This is a genomic window from Streptococcus sp. HMSC076C09, from assembly GCF_001837905.1.
Lineage (GTDB): Bacteria > Bacillota > Bacilli > Lactobacillales > Streptococcaceae > Streptococcus > Streptococcus parasanguinis_I.
Window position 1 is genome coordinate 258,469 of the sequence record NZ_KV834651.1, and the last position, 15,073, is coordinate 273,541.

Consider the following 15,073-nt stretch of genomic DNA (forward strand, 5'->3'; position numbering starts at 1 on the left):
ACAATTGAGAGGCTAGGACTTTTGTCCCAGCCTCACTTTGTTTTATATGATTTTCGTATACAAGGCGTATTTGTCTTTGATTTTCTTTGGAATACTATCATCGGTAATAATGGCATTTAGATCTTCCACACGATAGAAACTGTAGAAGGAATAACTATCAAACTTGCTGTTATCAGCTACCACATATTTCTCTATCGCATTGTTCAGAATAATGGCATTGCCATTTCCTTCTTCTTCATTGGCTGTGGAGACACTATGCCCATCGATCCCATTGACCCCGATGAAGGCCTTAGAAACCTTGATTTCTTTCAAAAGTTTATTGGCAAATTGACCGACAAAGGTTTGTGTCTTTACCCGGTAGCGACCACCAACTAATATCAAGTCATAATTCGGGAAATCCTTGAGCTTCTCAAAAATAGGCAGGGAGTTGGTGACGATGCTAATTTCTTTCCCTTCCAAATAATCTCCGATAAAGTCTGTTGTTGTACCAGAGCCAATAAAGACGGTATCCCCATTTTCGATCAAGTCTGCACATTTTTTGGCAATGCTTCGTTTCTCATCAATATTGATCAGATTTTTTTCACTGTGAGAAGCTTCTAATAAGCTATCTTTGACTTTTTTGTGGGCCCCACCATGTACACGAACTAAAAGACCTTGTTTTTCAAGATCAATCAGATCGCGACGAATGGTCATATCTGTCACCCCAAAAAGTTCCTTGAGTTCTTTGACCGATACCACACTTTTTCGATCCAGTTCCTGAAGAATTTCAACATGTCTGCTATCTTTCATGGTACTACTTCCATTCCTACTATATTTGTCTCTATTATACTACATTTTTCAAAAAACACAAATTCAAACATTATATTAACAAGAGTAAACACGATATTTTTGAATAAATAAAAGAAAAAAGCCTTCCGTCAATCCGGAAAGCTTTGATTTATGCTATTTCTAGCTTCCTCACCTTAATATTTCAAGGCTCGGGATAAAAAGGTTCACTGAACCTTTTTATTTTGCGATTGGGTAAACAGAAACTTGTTTTTTATCGCGACCTTTACGTTCGAAGCGTACTACGCCTTCAACTTTTGCGAACAAAGTATCGTCTCCACCACGTCCAACGTTCACACCTGGGTAGATGTGTGTACCGCGTTGACGGTAAAGGATAGATCCACCTGTTACAGTTTGTCCATCAGCTGCTTTAGCTCCAAGACGTTTTGCTTGTGAATCACGTCCGTTTGATGTAGAACCTCCACCTTTTTTGTGGGCGAAAAGTTGCAAGTTAGCAAGATTCAATTTCAACATAATTGTTTTCCTCCATGTTAGTTTTCTGTGATAACTCTTGTTTGGACGAACTCTGAAGAGTTCTCCGATAAGTTTGCCATCCCTAAGAAAAATGATTCAAAGAATAGTTGGGTCATTTCTCTTTGATGTGGTGGAATATCTGTCGGGATTGTGACCCGAAGGAAGCCACCTTCTTCTTCGTTTAATTCTAGATCCGGTTCGTAGCCTGCAAATTTCTCAACAGAGTTGACAAAGTTAATGGCTAGAGTCGAAACCGATGCACACACGACATCAAAGCCATATTCACCGCTTCCAGCGTGCCCAGTGATTTCTGCACTCCTCAGCTCGCCATCTTCGGCTCGTTCAAAGACTGCTTGTATCATGTGTTCTCCTAATAATTAAGCGTTGATAGCGTTGATGACAACTTTAGTGTAAGGTTGACGGTGACCTTGTTTACGGTGGCTACCTTTTTTAGGTTTGTACTTGTAAGTAACAACTTTCTTTTGTTTTCCTTGTTTTTCAACAGTTCCAACAACAGTAGCTCCTGAAACAAGTGGAGTTCCGACAACAGTGTTTTCACCACCAACAAGAACAACTTCGTTAAATGTAACTTCTTGACCAGCTTCGACGTTCAATTTTTCAACGTAGATAGCTTGACCAACTTCAACTTTAACTTGTTTTCCGCCAGTTTTAATGATTGCGTATGTGCTCATTATGCACCTCCTATGTATTTTTGGGTTTCCCCGTATTTTTGTGAAGACTCGCCTAGCATCGTGGGACGAACCACTTACTCTCATGGAAATGAGCGACGATGTTCGAGCGGTTGCACAGGCATGTGCATAGTCAACTCTCTTAGTATATCACTTCTATCAGACAAAGACAAGTATTTTTGCGCTTTGAAAACGAATTTCTTTTATAAAAGCGATTATTTTATATCTTTTATTTTAAGATCGCTTGTCAGTCCGACTTCTTCATCTACTTATCCTTAAATTTAAAGTCATTAAAGCTCATTTTGGCTTTAGACGAATCGTTCATCCCCTTCATTTTTTCTTCTTGTTCCTTAGTAATTTTTATCGGAATCGCTGCAGCAGTATTGGGTTTTAACACACCCGATTCGCTCACTTCATAGTCAACTGTGACATCTTTAAAAAGTGGCTCTCCATCATATTCCAAATTCAGGACAAAGGATCCATCACGATCGATGGTTGTGGTGGTACGATTCACAATAAAGAATAAGGCGAAGCGATTTTCCTCATTTCCAAAGGTATATCCTGGAAAAAAGACAAATAATTTTCCAGCTTCTCCAAGCGTTGGATGTTCCTTGATAAATTTCTCAGACGCTTCCAAGACTTCGTTGTCCTGGTCTTTATACTGCTCGGCCCTGACAAATGTGAGGGGTTCTTTTTTTCTATTGCTTGATTGGCTAGTCTTCTCTTCTTTTTTCGGGCCAGTAAACGATACTTTGACACAGCCTGTCAACAGAAGCAAACTTGTCATTAATACGATAATTTTTTTCATCTTGTCTCCTTTAAGTTGGTTAGAAAAAGAGGCTGGATACGCCCAGTCTCTCCTATAGCAAATCCTCAATCAGGTCATCGACCTCGTCTTTCTCCACTTTTGGAGTAATCTCTGTTACGATGATGCCTGCTACAGCTCGCTCAACTAAGGCTTCCACATCCAACCGTTGCTCATACTGCTCTGCATTTTTGAGTTTCGGATTCGTCTTTGGACGATCTGGTGCAAAGATGGTACAACAGTCTTCAAACGGTTGGATAGAGATTTCAAAAGTATCGATGGCTTGGGCAATATCGATGATTTCCAACTTGTCCATGGTCACCACCGGACGGATAACTGGTGTATTGGTTACCGCATTGATGGCCTGCATACTCTCTAAGGTTTGACTAGCCACTTGTCCTAAGCTTTCACCATTGATAATGACCAAACCACCGCGAACCTCGCGAATTCGATCTGTGATGCGCATCATAAAGCGACGGGTCAGGGTCATGAGGTAAGCTTCTGGCGCTTTTGCCTTGATTTCCTCTTGGATCTCTGTGAAGGGCACCTCGATAAATTGGATATTTCCTCCAAACTTGGTCAACTTCCGTGTTAAGTCATGGGCTTTTTTCAAGGCACCTGGGCTGGTATAAGGGGGGCTCGCAAAGTGAACGGCCTCGATATCCACCCCACGCTTCAAGGCTAAGTAGCCAGCTACTGGAGAGTCGATCCCACCAGATAGCATGAGCATCCCTTTGCCAGATGTACCAACAGGAAGGCCACCAGCTCCCTTAATGGTTTCATAAGAGATGTAGGCTGCTTCTTCTCGAATTTCAACTTGCAAGTTGATATCTGGTTTTTTCATTTGAGCCTGAATGGTTGGAATGGCTTCAAAGACAGCACCACCCAAGGTTTGATTGAGTTCGCGGCTATCGAGTTCAAAGGTATGGTCACTTCGCTTACTTGAGATTTTAAAGGTCAAGCCGTCCTTGTATATCTCCTTCATAATCTCTTGCACTGCCGCTTTTAAGGCTGGTACTGATTTTTCAATCTTGTAAACAGGTGAAAAATTTTGGATTCCAAAAACTTGCTTGAGGGATTCAGCCACCGGCTCATAATCCGTCCCATGTAGATAAGCATGGGCCCGATCGCGGTCCGCTGTCACTTTGACAGCCGGATAAATAGATAAAACATCTTGGATATTATTGCGAAGTTTATTGATGAAACGCATGCGGTTCTTCCCTTTAGTAGAAAGCTCTCCATAGCGAATCATAATTTCTGAATAGGTTAAGGTCATGTTGATTTCCTTCTAAAATTAACGTACTTTTCGTGTTTGTTCGTAAATCAGTTTGAACTTGGTCAAGAATTGCTCGACTTGGCTCATGTCATTTTCAAGATCGAGACTGAGGCGAACTGCTGTCTGAGCGATGCTCTTGTCCACTCCCATGGCAATCAAGGTTCCAGCTGGTTTTCCAGCCTTGGACGAGCAGGCACTGGTGGTCGAGATGTAAATATCAAACTCTTCAAAGGCATGGACCACTACTTCACCACGAACTCCCTTGATCCCGAAAGTCAAGATGTGAGGGGCAAAGTGATCCTCACCAGAAAAGACAGTGACATCTGGATAGTTGGCCAATTCTTTGCGGATCACTTCTTTCATCTGCTGGGTCTTACTGGCAAAAGCTTCTTGGTTTTCCATAGCTAAGCGTAGGGCTTTTGCGGTTGCTGCGATGCCTGCCACATTCTCAGTTGTCGAGCGCATTTCTTTTTCTTGACCACCTCCGGTTAAGATAGGGGTGATCTTTTTGCCTTCTTTGATGTAGACAAAGCCAACTCCACGAAGACCATGGAATTTGTGACTAGAGAAGGTCGCAAAGTCCACGCGCTCTGGTAGATAAACTTCTGTTGCTACCTTGGCTAAAGCTTGAACAGCATCGACATGGAAACTAATCGTTGGGCGATCCTCAAGGAGAGCCGCAATTTCATGGATGGGCTGGATGGAGCCAATCTCATTGTTGACGGCCATGACAGAGACCAAGGTCGTATCTGGACGGAGAAGACTAGCCAAGGCATCCACTTTGACAAAGCCACGCGCATCCACTGGAGCATAATCCACTTCGAATCCCTGCGTCTTTAACCAAGCAGCGGACTCCTTGATAGCGGGATGCTCGATGTCAGAGACAATGATATGCTTGCCATAAGGAGCTTTCTCAAAAGCGACACCCTTGATGATCCAGTTGTCCCCTTCGGTCCCACCAGACGTGAAGTAAATTTCCTCAGCTTTCTTGCCAATTAGCTCCGCAATTTGTTTCCGAGAAGCTTCCAAAATACGAGTAGCTTGACTACCTAGATTGTGCAAACTAGAAGGGTTGCCCCAGATCCGAGTGGCTACTTCTGTATAGGTCGCAAGGGTCTCTGGATAAGGTTTGGTCGTTGCTGAATTGTCAAAATAAATCATGTCCTACGCATCCATCACTTTCTTTTTACGTAGCTTCTATTTTATCATTTCTAACCGCTTGGGACAAGGATTTGATAAAGAGAGATGAAGTAAAATCACTCCATAAAATTCAGTTCTTTTTAGACATTTTTCAGAAAATGACTTATAATAGGAAAGTGTTAAAAAACAATTTTTGATAGAAAGAGAATGAACATGTCACAATATTCAAGAAGCAACAAAAACCAAAAACCTGAGGATACTACAGATTCTAGACCCTCACGTGGTGAAAAAGTCAAACAAGGCCTATCCGTATTTCAAACGGTTGTAGCTACAATTGCTAGTCTTTTAGGGATTATCGTCACTTCCTTTACTATTATGAGCCTGCTCAATAAAGACAATCAAAAGACAGAAGACAAACCATCTAGTAGCACCAGCGTCGTCGTGGTTCACGATAAAAGTTCTGACTCCACCGCGACAGATACCAACACAAATACCAACACGCAAACCGATTCAAGCAATACAGAGACAAGTTCTCAGAAAGAAACCAATAACTCATCTGCTACAGAAACTAGTTCATCTGCAGCGCAAGATCAAGGTTCCACCGCAACAGACAGTGGCGCAGATACAGCATCATCTGGATCCAACTAAAAAATCAGTAAGCACAACCTTACTGATTTTTTTTGGATTTCGATTCCAGCTTTTTCTGATTTTTATAGAATGCATCTATTTCATTGTCATACTCCCATTTGAGCTTTGAGCGCTCTTCCTGGATTTGATCCAATTGTTCAAAGACGTCACGTCGAAATCGTTCACTATTTTCATCCATTTGGAAAAAATAAGTATGAACTTCTGCAGGTAACTCACCTTCTGCCATGCGATAGACTTCTTCTTTCAACTGGTCCGTTTGCTGTAGAAAATAAGAGAGATCTTCTTCAAGAGATTCCTCTTTTTTCTTTAACTGTTTCATTTTGCTATCAAATTCAAGTTCTAATTTATAAAGATCTTCCTTCATCTTCTGTCAATTCTCAATTTCTTAGCGGACTAGTAAGTTCTGGTTTGCTCACTTTAGACAAATAGTTTTTTGCCGCAGTTGCGGCTTGTCCTTCAAGACCATCTGTGATATTTTCACTGTAAGTCTTTTTTGCATAGTTTTCTAATTCCTCTGCTTTTATATGCAGTCTTGCTTGGAGAGATATATTCTTTAGCTTTATAGTGTTCACTGCTACTACAACAGCCGCTTTTATTGCCAATCTCTGTTGTGCTTTCAGTCCTTCCAGTATTTTTTCATTCATAAACGGTAAACTTATTGGCATCGTTTCCTCCTTCTTTTATGATAGGGATCCAAAAATATCAGCTGCGCCTTGTTCATCAACCTCTACAAGTTTCTGCGCACATTGAATCATACTCTTTGAGAAGCCACTCATTTTTTCTTTGTAGTTCTTTAAATTACTTTTATCGGTCTCCGCAATTCCGCTATCCCACAAATGTTCAAAAGTCAAGTCAGTCATTAAACTTTCTCTTTCACTTGCTGACAATGCCCATCCCAATCCAAAAATAACATTTCTAGATAATTCAACCTCTATTTTTATGTTTTCTTCCGCAGTCGTGATCATTTTCTCTGTTTCTGACACCTTCTGCTCAATATCTGCATCTGCCAATTGAACTGCTGCATATAACAATTCTGTGCGAAGTAAGATTCGCTCCGCATAGCTCCCAGCACTTTTAATTTTGTTGTGCAAATTATTGGGATTCTTGAGGTCTAAATTTTTTCGATCCCATTCCAAAGAAGCTTTCTGGGCATCTTTTATAATTTTAGCATATTCTTGTAAATATTCTGAAAGTCCTGAAGCAATTGAAGGTATATTAGCAATTATTTTCGTGGCATCAGTGATACCAATACCAAATCCGTCACGAAATATTAAATAAATTTCTGTCTTATGATTCCAAGGATCTTTTAATGCTTCATGTAACAATGAAGCAAGTTTTTGAAATACCTCTGGTTTCATTGTCACAAAGCGTTCAATTGCTTCCTCAGGAAAATACTTCTTCAGATTATCTATAGTTCTTCTGTTCAGCTTAGCAAGTCTCTGGCCAGCAACTAACAACTCTGGATGATAGGATTCCGATGCCGTTAGGATATTCCCATAACTGTCTATTTGATAGGCACCAAAATCGTGAGAAGAATACTTGTCCATCATACTAGTATACTTAATTGGGACAACTACATTAACTTGACCAAGTTGTTGATCCCATGGTTTATCCCGATTGAGCATGCTAACTGGGTCAAAAGGATTGACATAATAAACAATTTTTTTATCCAATAATTTCAGTTTTTCATCACTATACCCAGCTTTTTTTAAACTCGCTGTTGTATCTGGGCCATCAAAAAGAACTGCTTTTCCAACGTGATTCAATTCTGATTCAGATAATCCTGCCAAACCTTGTACGGATACCATTGTTCCAAGCGAATGAGCCGTTACATCCATTTTAGCATCCGGGGCAGCTTTTTCTTCTAATTCAGTGATCTTTGCTTTCATCCCTTTTGTAGCATATTGTGCTTGGGGAACAATCGCATCCGTAAGTGCAAAAGCAGCATCATTATTGATCCAATCTTGATAGTTAAATTCCTTAAAATTACCTTTTTTGATTTGTGGTAAATTAATTCCAAAACCATCACTTCCACGAATCGAAAAATAAGTCTGGTGCGTATTCGCGTTGATCGTATCAGTATCTGTGACATAATAAGCGTGGTATCCAGTTTCTTCATCCTCTAACAACTTTTTATTATCCGGTTGAAGATAAACATTGCCACCATTCGGTAGATCCGTACCGCCACCTTTAGTTATCTGTCCATCCTTATCTTTTGCATCTATGGAGAAATTAAATTCAATGGATTTCCCTGAATCAAATTTTTTTCGACTTTCCGGATCCAATTGTTCATATGGAAACTTATTTGGTCTATCTCTGTAAGCTGATTCTGCTAATGAAGCATATAGATTATCAAAACTTTTTAAATTTCAATTAGTCAAATAATTTCCCCCCTACTCTAATGTAGGATCCTACATACATCTCATCTAAATTTAATGTATTATCCTCATTAATTGGGATATCTACTCCCCAACCCGATTCTTCAATATTATTTATACGTCCAAAAACATTCATATAATATTCAGGAGTTGTCAGTCCACCATCACCCCATTGTGTCTGATCCCAATCAATCTGAACGGATTCAACTTTTGAATTTTGTGCTTTGACTAAATCAACAATCTCCTGTTCGTGTTCTTTTAGATAGTCCAGTTGTTTTTTCTTTATAGTTTCTTCATCTTCCTTTAGGTCTTTCGTAGATGAAGCAGCAATCGTTTTTCCTTGTTTTGTATCATCTTTATGTTTCACGGTACATCCTCCTATACTTAGCAACACTGCAATTGAAGCAACTATTATCATGATTTTTCGACTTTTCATGAGTCCTCCTATCATTCTGTACAGATTATTCTCTAAAATTTCCACCTGTCATTTCTCTTAACAAACTCATTGTAATAGTCATTTGTTCAACTCATACTATTTATCTGCTATTTTCTATTCTAAGATTGAAAACTAGATGAATATTATTTTAATTATTATAGCATTTATAGTTTGAAAATCAAGTTATCTCACTACATAGAGCTTTTTAAAACATGAGTTAATTAATTCTTTACTTTTGATTATCAAAGTTTTAAATTAAAGAGTTATGACGTTGGTTACGATCTAGACTAATGGTCTATTACTTACACATAGCACGTTTTTTCCTATCATTTTAAGTTCAAATTACTCAAATAATCTTCCCCCTATGTTAATGTCGGATCCTATATACATCTCATCTAGATTCAATGTATTGTCATCATTAATTGGGATATCTACTCCCCAACCCGATTCTTCAATATTATTTATACGTCCAAAAACATTCATATAATATTCAGGAGTTGTCAGTCCACCATCACCCCATTGTGTCTGATCCCAATCAATCTGAACGGATTCAACTTTTGAATTTTGTGCTTTGACTAAATCAATAACCTTCTGTTCGTGTTCTTTTAGGTAGTCCAGTTGTTCTTTTTTTATGTCTCCTTCTGGTTTTTGTACGACTTTCTTTGAAGATGAGGTCGTTATCTTCTGTTCGGGTCTTTTGGCCAGGGTCATAATTTTTCCTCCAAGAAAAACCAGTCCTAGGATCGGTAACAAAATGATCAAAAATAGTTCCATTTGTCTCTTCATTTAATTCTCTCCAATCTACTCACTTCGAATTTATCTATCAACTTATTTATTCGAAAATTCTTCCACCTATCCTTAAGGATTGGCCCAAAGACATCATTTTTAAATTAATTTTTCCATCTTCCACGACTACATCAACTCGCCAACTCGATTCAGGATTTTGATTAAATCCACCAAAAATGAGAATCATTTCGTCACCACCTTGAGGTGTTCCATTCCCTGCTACTCCGCACTGAGTTTCATCCCAATATATTTGAACGGATTCTATTTTCGGACTTTGGGCTTTCACAAAATCAACAATTTCTTTTTCATGCTCTTTGAGGTGAGCGAGCTGCTTTTGTTTAATGGCTTCTTTGTCTTCTTTGATTGATGAAGCAGCAATCGTTTTTCCTTGTTTGGTATCATCTTTATGCTTCACGGTACATCCACCTATACTTAGGAGCGCTATAATTGAAGCAACTATAATCATGATTTTTCGACTTTTCATAAGTTCTCCTATCATTCTGTACAGATTATTCTTTAAAATGTCCACCCGTCATTCCCTGAGCTATTATGGGCTCATAGCTCAAATTTTTCCCTCTTAATAGATAGAATGATCTATTGATTTTATCAAGGAAAATTCGAACCAGAAATTGAATCAATTGAACTTGGATTCTCAACATTTGGTTTTGGGACAATAAAAAATGAATAGCCATTTAGTTCCTTATCATTTGCCCCATAGACCTTTAAACGGATGTCAAATCCAGATTTCGTAAAAGCACCACTATCTCCTACTTTCACACTATCCCAGTCATACTTGACTTGAACAACTTCTGGATCATTCGACTTTATGTAGTTCGTAATTTCGGACTCGTGTTTTTTTAAAAAGTCGACTTGCCTTTGAGTAACAGTTGCTGTATCCTCTTTGGTGGAGGAAGAGGTTGCAGTTTGTGCTTGTTTCGTATGAGCTTTTTGCTTTACACTACAACCTCCAATAATTGTGAAAATTAGCATTAAAGATATTAACTTAAGTGTACAATTCATTTTACTTTTCATGTTTCCTAATAACACTAATACTTCTATTTACTTAGGAAAAAATTTTCCAGCCACCATTTTCCTCGATATAGATATCATTTAGCATCCCCATTTTTTTGATAGTTGGTATGCTATTTTGATCTTCTAGGTAAAAATCAACGGAGAATTTTGTGTTTTCTAATTGATTAATTTTACCAGAAATAGATAAATTGTATCCACCACCCTGAGGCGTTCCATTCCCAGACTCTTCAATTTGCATACTGTTCCAATTAACCTGAACGGATTCGACTTTTGGATTTTGGGATTTCACAAAATCGACGATTTCTTGCTCGTGCTCTTTTAGATAAGCGATTTGCTCTTTTTTTATTTCTTCCTTTGATTTTTGTACAACTTTCTTTGAAGAAGTGCTTGTTATCTTCTGCTCCGGCCTTTTGGTCAGGGTCATGATTTTTCCTCCAAGAAAAACCAGTCCTAGAATCGGTAACAGGATGATTAAAAATAATTCCACTCGTCTCTTCATTTTTTTTCTCCAATCCTTCCTTTCATGACTAAATAGGCGGTCACTTTCCTTACTATTATAGCATCTTTCATTTGAATCTCAATCTAAGTCACTAGTTAGAGCTTTTTAAAGGTAATCAAAAAGGAACCTGGAGGTTCCTTTTGTGTTATTTTCGATACATCTTGACCTGAAGGTAAAGATCGTTATAGACTCCAAGCAACTTCTTGCCTAATTGTTGATAGACTTCCAAATGGTCCAGTGTTTCATCGCTTGGATAGAAGGATTGGTCATCTTGGATTTCTTTTGGCAACATGGCTTTGGCTTTTTTATTTGGCGTTGAGTAGCCGACATAAAGAGCATTTTTCAAAGCATTTTTAGGACGAAGCATGAAGTTAATAAAGGCATATGCTGCTTCTTTATTTTTCACGGTTTTTGGAATGACAATGTTATCAAACCAAAGGTTGCTGGCTTCAGTTGGGACGACATAGCGAAGATCCTTATTGGCTTCGAGCATTTGGCTAGCCTCTCCTGAGAAGGTAACCCCAATAGCCGCATTGTTTTGGATCATATAGCCTTTCATCTCATCGGCCACCAAAGCTTTGATGTTTGGCGTCAAGGTGTAGAGTTTATCTACTGCCTCTTGCAATTTCTTTGGATCCTTTTCATTGAGGCTATAGCCCAAGGTATTGAGACCAATTCCCATGACCTCACGCGCACCATCGTACATCATGATGTCATTTCTGTACTCTTCACGCCAGAGATCTGACCAATGTTCAGGAGCATTTTTAACCATCTTGGTATTGTAGACGATTCCCAAGGTCCCCCAGAAATACGGTACTGAATATTGATTGCCTGGATCAAACGATTGGTTCAAGAGTTTTGGATCGATATTTTCCATCCCTTTGATCTTGGATTGGTCCAACTTTTCAACCAGATGCTCATCCATCATCTTAGCAATCATGTATTCACTAGGAATCGCAATATCGTAAGTGGTTCCACCTTGCTTGATCTTAGTGTACATGGCCTCGTTGGAATCAAAGGTATCATATTGCACCTGAATCCCTGTCTCTTTTGTAAATTCCTTGAGCAATTCCGGATCGATATAATCTCCCCAGTTGTAGATGACCAGCTTGTCACTATTCTTGGTATTCATGCTGGCTTCGATCTGGTGGCTAATTCCCCAGAGGACCAGAATGACAAGGACAATCCCAGTTAGGAATGAATAAAGTTTTTTCATGCTGCTTCCTCCTTTTCACGGGTAATAAAGTAATAACCGATGACCAAAAGCACACTAAAGAGAAAGACAAGGGCGGACAAGGCATTGATACTGAGGGAAATTCCTTGACGCGCACGTGAGTAGATCTCTACAGACAAGGTTGTAAAGCCATTTCCGGTTACAAAGAAGGTCACGGCAAAGTCATCAAGAGAATAGGTAAAGGCCATAAAGTAACCGGCGATAATGGCTGGTGTCAGATACGGCAACATGATCTCTTTGAGCATTTGCACTTGAGTAGCTCCCAGGTCATAGGCAGCATTGACCATATCCCGGTTCATTTCCTTGAGTCGTGGCAAGACCATCAAGACCACAATGGGAATCGAGAAGGCCACGTGGCTAGCCAGAACAGATAGGAAACCTAGCTGGTACTTCACCGTCGTAAAGAGAATCAAGAAGCTGGCCCCGATCATAACGTCTGGCGCTACCATGAGAATGTTGTTGATGGAAAGCAAAGGACCTTCTAACTTTTTCTTGGATTGGTAAATATAAATGGCTCCAAAGGTTCCGATCACCGTCGCAATCAAGGCTGACAAGAAGGCCAAGAGGAAGGTCTCTGATAAGATCAGCATCAGGCGACTATCTGCGAACAATTCATTGAAATGCTCAAGTGTGAAGCCTGTGAAGGCATTCATATCTCCCCCTTTATTGAAGGCATAAAAGATCAAATAGAAGATGGGAAGATAGAGAATCAGAAAGACGAAGCCTAGATAGAAATGAGATACTTTTTTCATCGTTCTCTCCTTTCTCTAGTTGCCCACATGGTAAAGAGCATGGCAAGGATCAGAACAACTCCGATGGTAGAACCCATTCCCCAGTTTTGTGTTGTTAGGAAGTGCTGTTCAATCGCAGTCCCCAAAGTAATGACCCGGTTTCCACCGATCATCCGTGTCAACATGAAGAGACTCAGACTAGGAATAAAGACAGATTGTACACCTGAGCGGACTCCATTCATGGACAAGGGGAAGACCACATGACGGAAGGTATCCCAACCATTGGCTCCCAAATCATAGCTGGCATTGATCAAATTTGGATCTAAGTCATCTAAGACATTAAAGATCGGCAAAATCATAAAAGGCAACTCGATGTAGCTAGCTACAAAGATAAAGGAGAAATCGGTAAAGAGGATCTGCTGGGGAGCGACTCCGAGAAAGCTTAAAAAGCTATTGATGGAGCCGTTTTGCCCAAAGATTCCGATAAAGGCATAGGCCTTGAGCAAGAGATTGACCCAGGTTGGCAAGACGATCAACATTAACCACAACTGCCGGTGTTTGAGCAGCGTCAAAAAGTAAGCAGTCGGGTAGGAGATCAAGAGCGTCACCAGGGTGACGATTCCGGCATAAAGGACCGAATTAAAGCTCATCTTTAAATAGGTCAGATTTTGCGAAGTGAAGAACTCATTGTAGTTTTCAAGTGAAAACTGCCCTTCAACGTTAAAAAACGATTGAAAGATGATCATGACTACAGGAGCCAAGACAAAGAGAAAAATCCACAAGAAATAGGGGAGGATAAATAGATTAGAGGTTGTTTTCTTCATCTCTTTCCTCCTCAATGGCATTAATCAAACCAGCTTCTTGCTCTTCTACTTCAACGTACTCTTCGATCCGCGCATCGAATTCTTCTTCGGTTTCATTGAGACGCATAACGTGGATATCTTCTGGTTCAAAGTCTAGCCCGATGACTTCTCCCACGATGGCCTTACGAGTGGAGTGAATCATCCACTCATTTCCCAAATCATCATAGGCGATGATCTCGTAATGCACACCACGGAAGAGCTGGGTGTCCACCTTTACTTGGAGCTTGCCTTCTTCAGGAAGGGTGATTTGCAAGTCTTCAGGACGAATGACGACTTCAACTGGTTCGTTTGGACGCATTCCCCCATCGACGGCTTCAAAGCGTTTGCCATTGAACTCAACCAAGTAGTCCTCTATCATGCGACCATCTAAAATGTTAGACTCCCCGATAAAAGTCGCTACAAAGTGGTTGATCGGTTCATCATAGATATCCACGGGAGTACCAGATTGGACGATCTCTCCTTCATTCATGACAAAGATCCAGTCACTCATGGCAAGGGCTTCTTCTTGATCATGGGTAACAAAGACAAAGGTAATCCCCAAACGTTGTTGCAATTCCCGCAACTCATACTGCATGTCTGTCCGAAGTTTCAAGTCAAGTGCAGACAAAGGCTCATCTAAAAGGACCACTCGTGGTTCATTGATAATAGCCCGTGCAATAGCTACCCGCTGACGTTGACCACCCGATAATTTTTGGATTGAACGTTTTTCAAATCCTGCTAACTGGACCATTTTCAAGACTTCTGAAACACGGCGTTCAATCTCAGCCTTGTCCAGCTTTTTCAAACGAAGGGGGAAAGCCACATTTTCAAAGACCGTCATATGCGGAAACAGGGCATAGGACTGAAAGACGGTGTGGACATCCCGCTTGTTGGTAGGGACATCATTGATCCGTTCCCCATCAAGGTAGACATCTCCAGAGCTAGCATCCAAAAGACCAGCAATAATATTAAGGATAGTTGATTTTCCTGATCCAGATGCACCGAGCAGGGTATAGAACTTCCCTTCTTCCAATTCAAAATTGATATCCTTTAGGACAACGGTTCCGCTATCTTCAAAGACCTTTGTTACATTTTTAAACTCAATAATTGGTTTTTTCAATTCACATAAATTCCTTCTTTACTACGATTACCAAACTGCTTTTCAAACGAAAACGCAGCGGCTGACAGGAAGACCTGTCAGACCACCAATACCTCTCGGGGACTTATTAGACTGCCCCACCTATTTACGGTATCGATAGGCACTCACCCCCTTTCCGA

At 40.1% G+C, this 15,073-nt stretch carries 20 protein-coding genes and 1 other annotated feature; of the genes, 1 reads left to right on the top strand and 19 read right to left on the bottom strand.

The features are described 5' to 3' along the window. Positions 1-42: 42 nt before the first annotated feature. The 7 genes from HMPREF2704_RS10140 to HMPREF2704_RS10170 form a co-directional block, all read right to left on the bottom strand. A complete protein-coding gene (locus tag HMPREF2704_RS10140; RefSeq protein ID WP_003007732.1) occupies positions 43-789 on the bottom strand; it encodes a DeoR/GlpR family DNA-binding transcription regulator in 747 nt (248 codons plus the stop codon). A gap of 216 nt (positions 790-1,005) precedes the next feature. After that, on the bottom strand, positions 1,006-1,299 hold the full coding sequence (rpmA, locus tag HMPREF2704_RS10145; RefSeq protein ID WP_003002805.1) for a 50S ribosomal protein L27: 294 nt from the start codon (positions 1,297-1,299) through the stop codon (positions 1,006-1,008). Between the two features lie 17 nt (positions 1,300-1,316). Next, positions 1,317-1,661, bottom strand: coding sequence for a ribosomal-processing cysteine protease Prp (locus HMPREF2704_RS10150; RefSeq protein WP_003002581.1), 345 nt, complete (start codon positions 1,659-1,661; stop codon positions 1,317-1,319). Positions 1,662-1,676: 15 nt separating this feature from the next. Then, positions 1,677-1,991 carry a 50S ribosomal protein L21 gene (rplU, locus tag HMPREF2704_RS10155; RefSeq protein WP_003002830.1) on the bottom strand — a complete coding sequence of 105 codons (315 nt, stop codon included), beginning with the start codon at positions 1,989-1,991 and terminating at the stop codon, positions 1,677-1,679. A 34-nt stretch (positions 1,992-2,025) separates the two neighbouring features. Further along, positions 2,026-2,113: a sequence feature (ribosomal protein L21 leader region), on the bottom strand. A gap of 140 nt (positions 2,114-2,253) precedes the next feature. Next, positions 2,254-2,796 (bottom strand): membrane lipoprotein lipid attachment site-containing protein, encoded by a 543-nt coding sequence (locus HMPREF2704_RS10160; RefSeq protein ID WP_024055387.1) that lies wholly within the window; start codon positions 2,794-2,796, stop codon positions 2,254-2,256. Between the two features lie 52 nt (positions 2,797-2,848). After that, positions 2,849-4,069 carry a tRNA uracil 4-sulfurtransferase ThiI gene (gene thiI / locus HMPREF2704_RS10165; RefSeq protein ID WP_070449094.1) on the bottom strand — a complete coding sequence of 407 codons (1,221 nt, stop codon included), beginning with the start codon at positions 4,067-4,069 and terminating at the stop codon, positions 2,849-2,851. Positions 4,070-4,087: 18 nt separating this feature from the next. Then, positions 4,088-5,230, bottom strand: a complete 1,143-nt coding sequence (locus HMPREF2704_RS10170; RefSeq protein WP_049507345.1) for a cysteine desulfurase family protein — start codon at positions 5,228-5,230, stop codon at positions 4,088-4,090. Positions 5,231-5,422: 192 nt separating this feature from the next. Here HMPREF2704_RS10170 and HMPREF2704_RS10175 point away from each other — a divergent pair, with 192 nt between their 5' ends. Then, positions 5,423-5,857, top strand: coding sequence for a DUF6556 family protein (locus HMPREF2704_RS10175; protein WP_049507343.1), 435 nt, complete (start codon positions 5,423-5,425; stop codon positions 5,855-5,857). A gap of 19 nt (positions 5,858-5,876) precedes the next feature. On the opposite strand, the gene HMPREF2704_RS10180 is transcribed toward HMPREF2704_RS10175, so the two are convergent. The 12 genes from HMPREF2704_RS10180 to HMPREF2704_RS10235 all read right to left on the bottom strand — a co-directional run bounded on the left by HMPREF2704_RS10180 (position 5,877) and on the right by HMPREF2704_RS10235 (position 14,915). After that, complete coding sequence (locus HMPREF2704_RS10180; RefSeq protein WP_024055918.1) at positions 5,877-6,221, bottom strand: hypothetical protein; 345 nt, start codon at positions 6,219-6,221, stop codon at positions 5,877-5,879. 13 nt (positions 6,222-6,234) lie between these two features. After that, positions 6,235-6,522, bottom strand: coding sequence for a hypothetical protein (locus tag HMPREF2704_RS10185; RefSeq protein ID WP_024055917.1), 288 nt, complete (start codon positions 6,520-6,522; stop codon positions 6,235-6,237). A 15-nt stretch (positions 6,523-6,537) separates the two neighbouring features. Continuing rightward, a complete protein-coding gene (locus HMPREF2704_RS10190) occupies positions 6,538-8,142 on the bottom strand; it encodes a hypothetical protein (protein WP_024055916.1) in 1,605 nt (534 codons plus the stop codon). Positions 8,143-8,230: 88 nt separating this feature from the next. Further along, positions 8,231-8,671 carry a hypothetical protein gene (locus HMPREF2704_RS10195; protein ID WP_070846554.1) on the bottom strand — a complete coding sequence of 147 codons (441 nt, stop codon included), beginning with the start codon at positions 8,669-8,671 and terminating at the stop codon, positions 8,231-8,233. Positions 8,672-9,013: 342 nt separating this feature from the next. After that, the gene (locus HMPREF2704_RS10200) at positions 9,014-9,457 is read right to left on the bottom strand and encodes a hypothetical protein (protein WP_070846556.1); all 444 of its coding nucleotides are present in this window, start codon (positions 9,455-9,457) and stop codon (positions 9,014-9,016) included. A 46-nt stretch (positions 9,458-9,503) separates the two neighbouring features. Further along, positions 9,504-9,941 (bottom strand): lipoprotein BUG3, encoded by a 438-nt coding sequence (locus HMPREF2704_RS10205; protein ID WP_080978893.1) that lies wholly within the window; start codon positions 9,939-9,941, stop codon positions 9,504-9,506. A gap of 122 nt (positions 9,942-10,063) precedes the next feature. Then, positions 10,064-10,489, bottom strand: coding sequence for a hypothetical protein (locus HMPREF2704_RS10210; RefSeq protein ID WP_049507337.1), 426 nt, complete (start codon positions 10,487-10,489; stop codon positions 10,064-10,066). A gap of 31 nt (positions 10,490-10,520) precedes the next feature. Further along, the gene (locus tag HMPREF2704_RS10215; RefSeq protein WP_049507336.1) at positions 10,521-10,988 is read right to left on the bottom strand and encodes a hypothetical protein; all 468 of its coding nucleotides are present in this window, start codon (positions 10,986-10,988) and stop codon (positions 10,521-10,523) included. Positions 10,989-11,133: 145 nt separating this feature from the next. Further along, positions 11,134-12,204, bottom strand: a complete 1,071-nt coding sequence (locus tag HMPREF2704_RS10220; protein WP_045759569.1) for an ABC transporter substrate-binding protein — start codon at positions 12,202-12,204, stop codon at positions 11,134-11,136. Further along, positions 12,201-12,974 (bottom strand): ABC transporter permease, encoded by a 774-nt coding sequence (locus HMPREF2704_RS10225; RefSeq protein ID WP_003002847.1) that lies wholly within the window; start codon positions 12,972-12,974, stop codon positions 12,201-12,203. The genes HMPREF2704_RS10220 and HMPREF2704_RS10225 overlap by 4 nt, the downstream gene beginning before the upstream one ends. Continuing rightward, complete coding sequence (locus HMPREF2704_RS10230; protein WP_070846558.1) at positions 12,971-13,777, bottom strand: ABC transporter permease; 807 nt, start codon at positions 13,775-13,777, stop codon at positions 12,971-12,973. The genes HMPREF2704_RS10225 and HMPREF2704_RS10230 overlap by 4 nt, the downstream gene beginning before the upstream one ends. Beyond that, positions 13,758-14,915, bottom strand: coding sequence for an ABC transporter ATP-binding protein (locus HMPREF2704_RS10235; protein WP_045759571.1), 1,158 nt, complete (start codon positions 14,913-14,915; stop codon positions 13,758-13,760). Before HMPREF2704_RS10235 ends, HMPREF2704_RS10230 begins: the two co-directional genes overlap by 20 nt. Positions 14,916-15,073: the final 158 nt, after the last annotated feature.

Bases quoted from the DNA above. Each gene is read 5' to 3' on its own strand.
- rpmA (WP_003002805.1), bottom strand. From the start codon at position 1,299: ATGTTGAAATTGAATCTTGCTAACTTGCAACTTTTCGCCCACAAAAAA.
- HMPREF2704_RS10180 (WP_024055918.1), bottom strand. From the start codon at position 6,221: ATGAAGGAAGATCTTTATAAATTAGAACTTGAATTTGATAGCAAAATG.
- HMPREF2704_RS10200 (WP_070846556.1), bottom strand. From the start codon at position 9,457: ATGAAGAGACAAATGGAACTATTTTTGATCATTTTGTTACCGATCCTA.
- HMPREF2704_RS10140 (WP_003007732.1), bottom strand. From the start codon at position 789: ATGAAAGATAGCAGACATGTTGAAATTCTTCAGGAACTGGATCGAAAA.
- HMPREF2704_RS10215 (WP_049507336.1), bottom strand. From the start codon at position 10,988: ATGAAGAGACGAGTGGAATTATTTTTAATCATCCTGTTACCGATTCTA.
- HMPREF2704_RS10195 (WP_070846554.1), bottom strand. From the start codon at position 8,671: ATGAAAAGTCGAAAAATCATGATAATAGTTGCTTCAATTGCAGTGTTG.
- HMPREF2704_RS10230 (WP_070846558.1), bottom strand. From the start codon at position 13,777: ATGAAGAAAACAACCTCTAATCTATTTATCCTCCCCTATTTCTTGTGG.
- HMPREF2704_RS10175 (WP_049507343.1), top strand. From the start codon at position 5,423: ATGTCACAATATTCAAGAAGCAACAAAAACCAAAAACCTGAGGATACT.
- HMPREF2704_RS10225 (WP_003002847.1), bottom strand. From the start codon at position 12,974: ATGAAAAAAGTATCTCATTTCTATCTAGGCTTCGTCTTTCTGATTCTC.
- thiI (WP_070449094.1), bottom strand. From the start codon at position 4,069: ATGACCTTAACCTATTCAGAAATTATGATTCGCTATGGAGAGCTTTCT.
- HMPREF2704_RS10170 (WP_049507345.1), bottom strand. From the start codon at position 5,230: ATGATTTATTTTGACAATTCAGCAACGACCAAACCTTATCCAGAGACC.
- HMPREF2704_RS10220 (WP_045759569.1), bottom strand. From the start codon at position 12,204: ATGAAAAAACTTTATTCATTCCTAACTGGGATTGTCCTTGTCATTCTG.
- HMPREF2704_RS10205 (WP_080978893.1), bottom strand. From the start codon at position 9,941: ATGAAAAGTCGAAAAATCATGATTATAGTTGCTTCAATTATAGCGCTC.
- HMPREF2704_RS10210 (WP_049507337.1), bottom strand. From the start codon at position 10,489: ATGAAAAGTAAAATGAATTGTACACTTAAGTTAATATCTTTAATGCTA.
- rplU (WP_003002830.1), bottom strand. From the start codon at position 1,991: ATGAGCACATACGCAATCATTAAAACTGGCGGAAAACAAGTTAAAGTT.
- HMPREF2704_RS10150 (WP_003002581.1), bottom strand. From the start codon at position 1,661: ATGATACAAGCAGTCTTTGAACGAGCCGAAGATGGCGAGCTGAGGAGT.
- HMPREF2704_RS10160 (WP_024055387.1), bottom strand. From the start codon at position 2,796: ATGAAAAAAATTATCGTATTAATGACAAGTTTGCTTCTGTTGACAGGC.
- HMPREF2704_RS10185 (WP_024055917.1), bottom strand. From the start codon at position 6,522: ATGCCAATAAGTTTACCGTTTATGAATGAAAAAATACTGGAAGGACTG.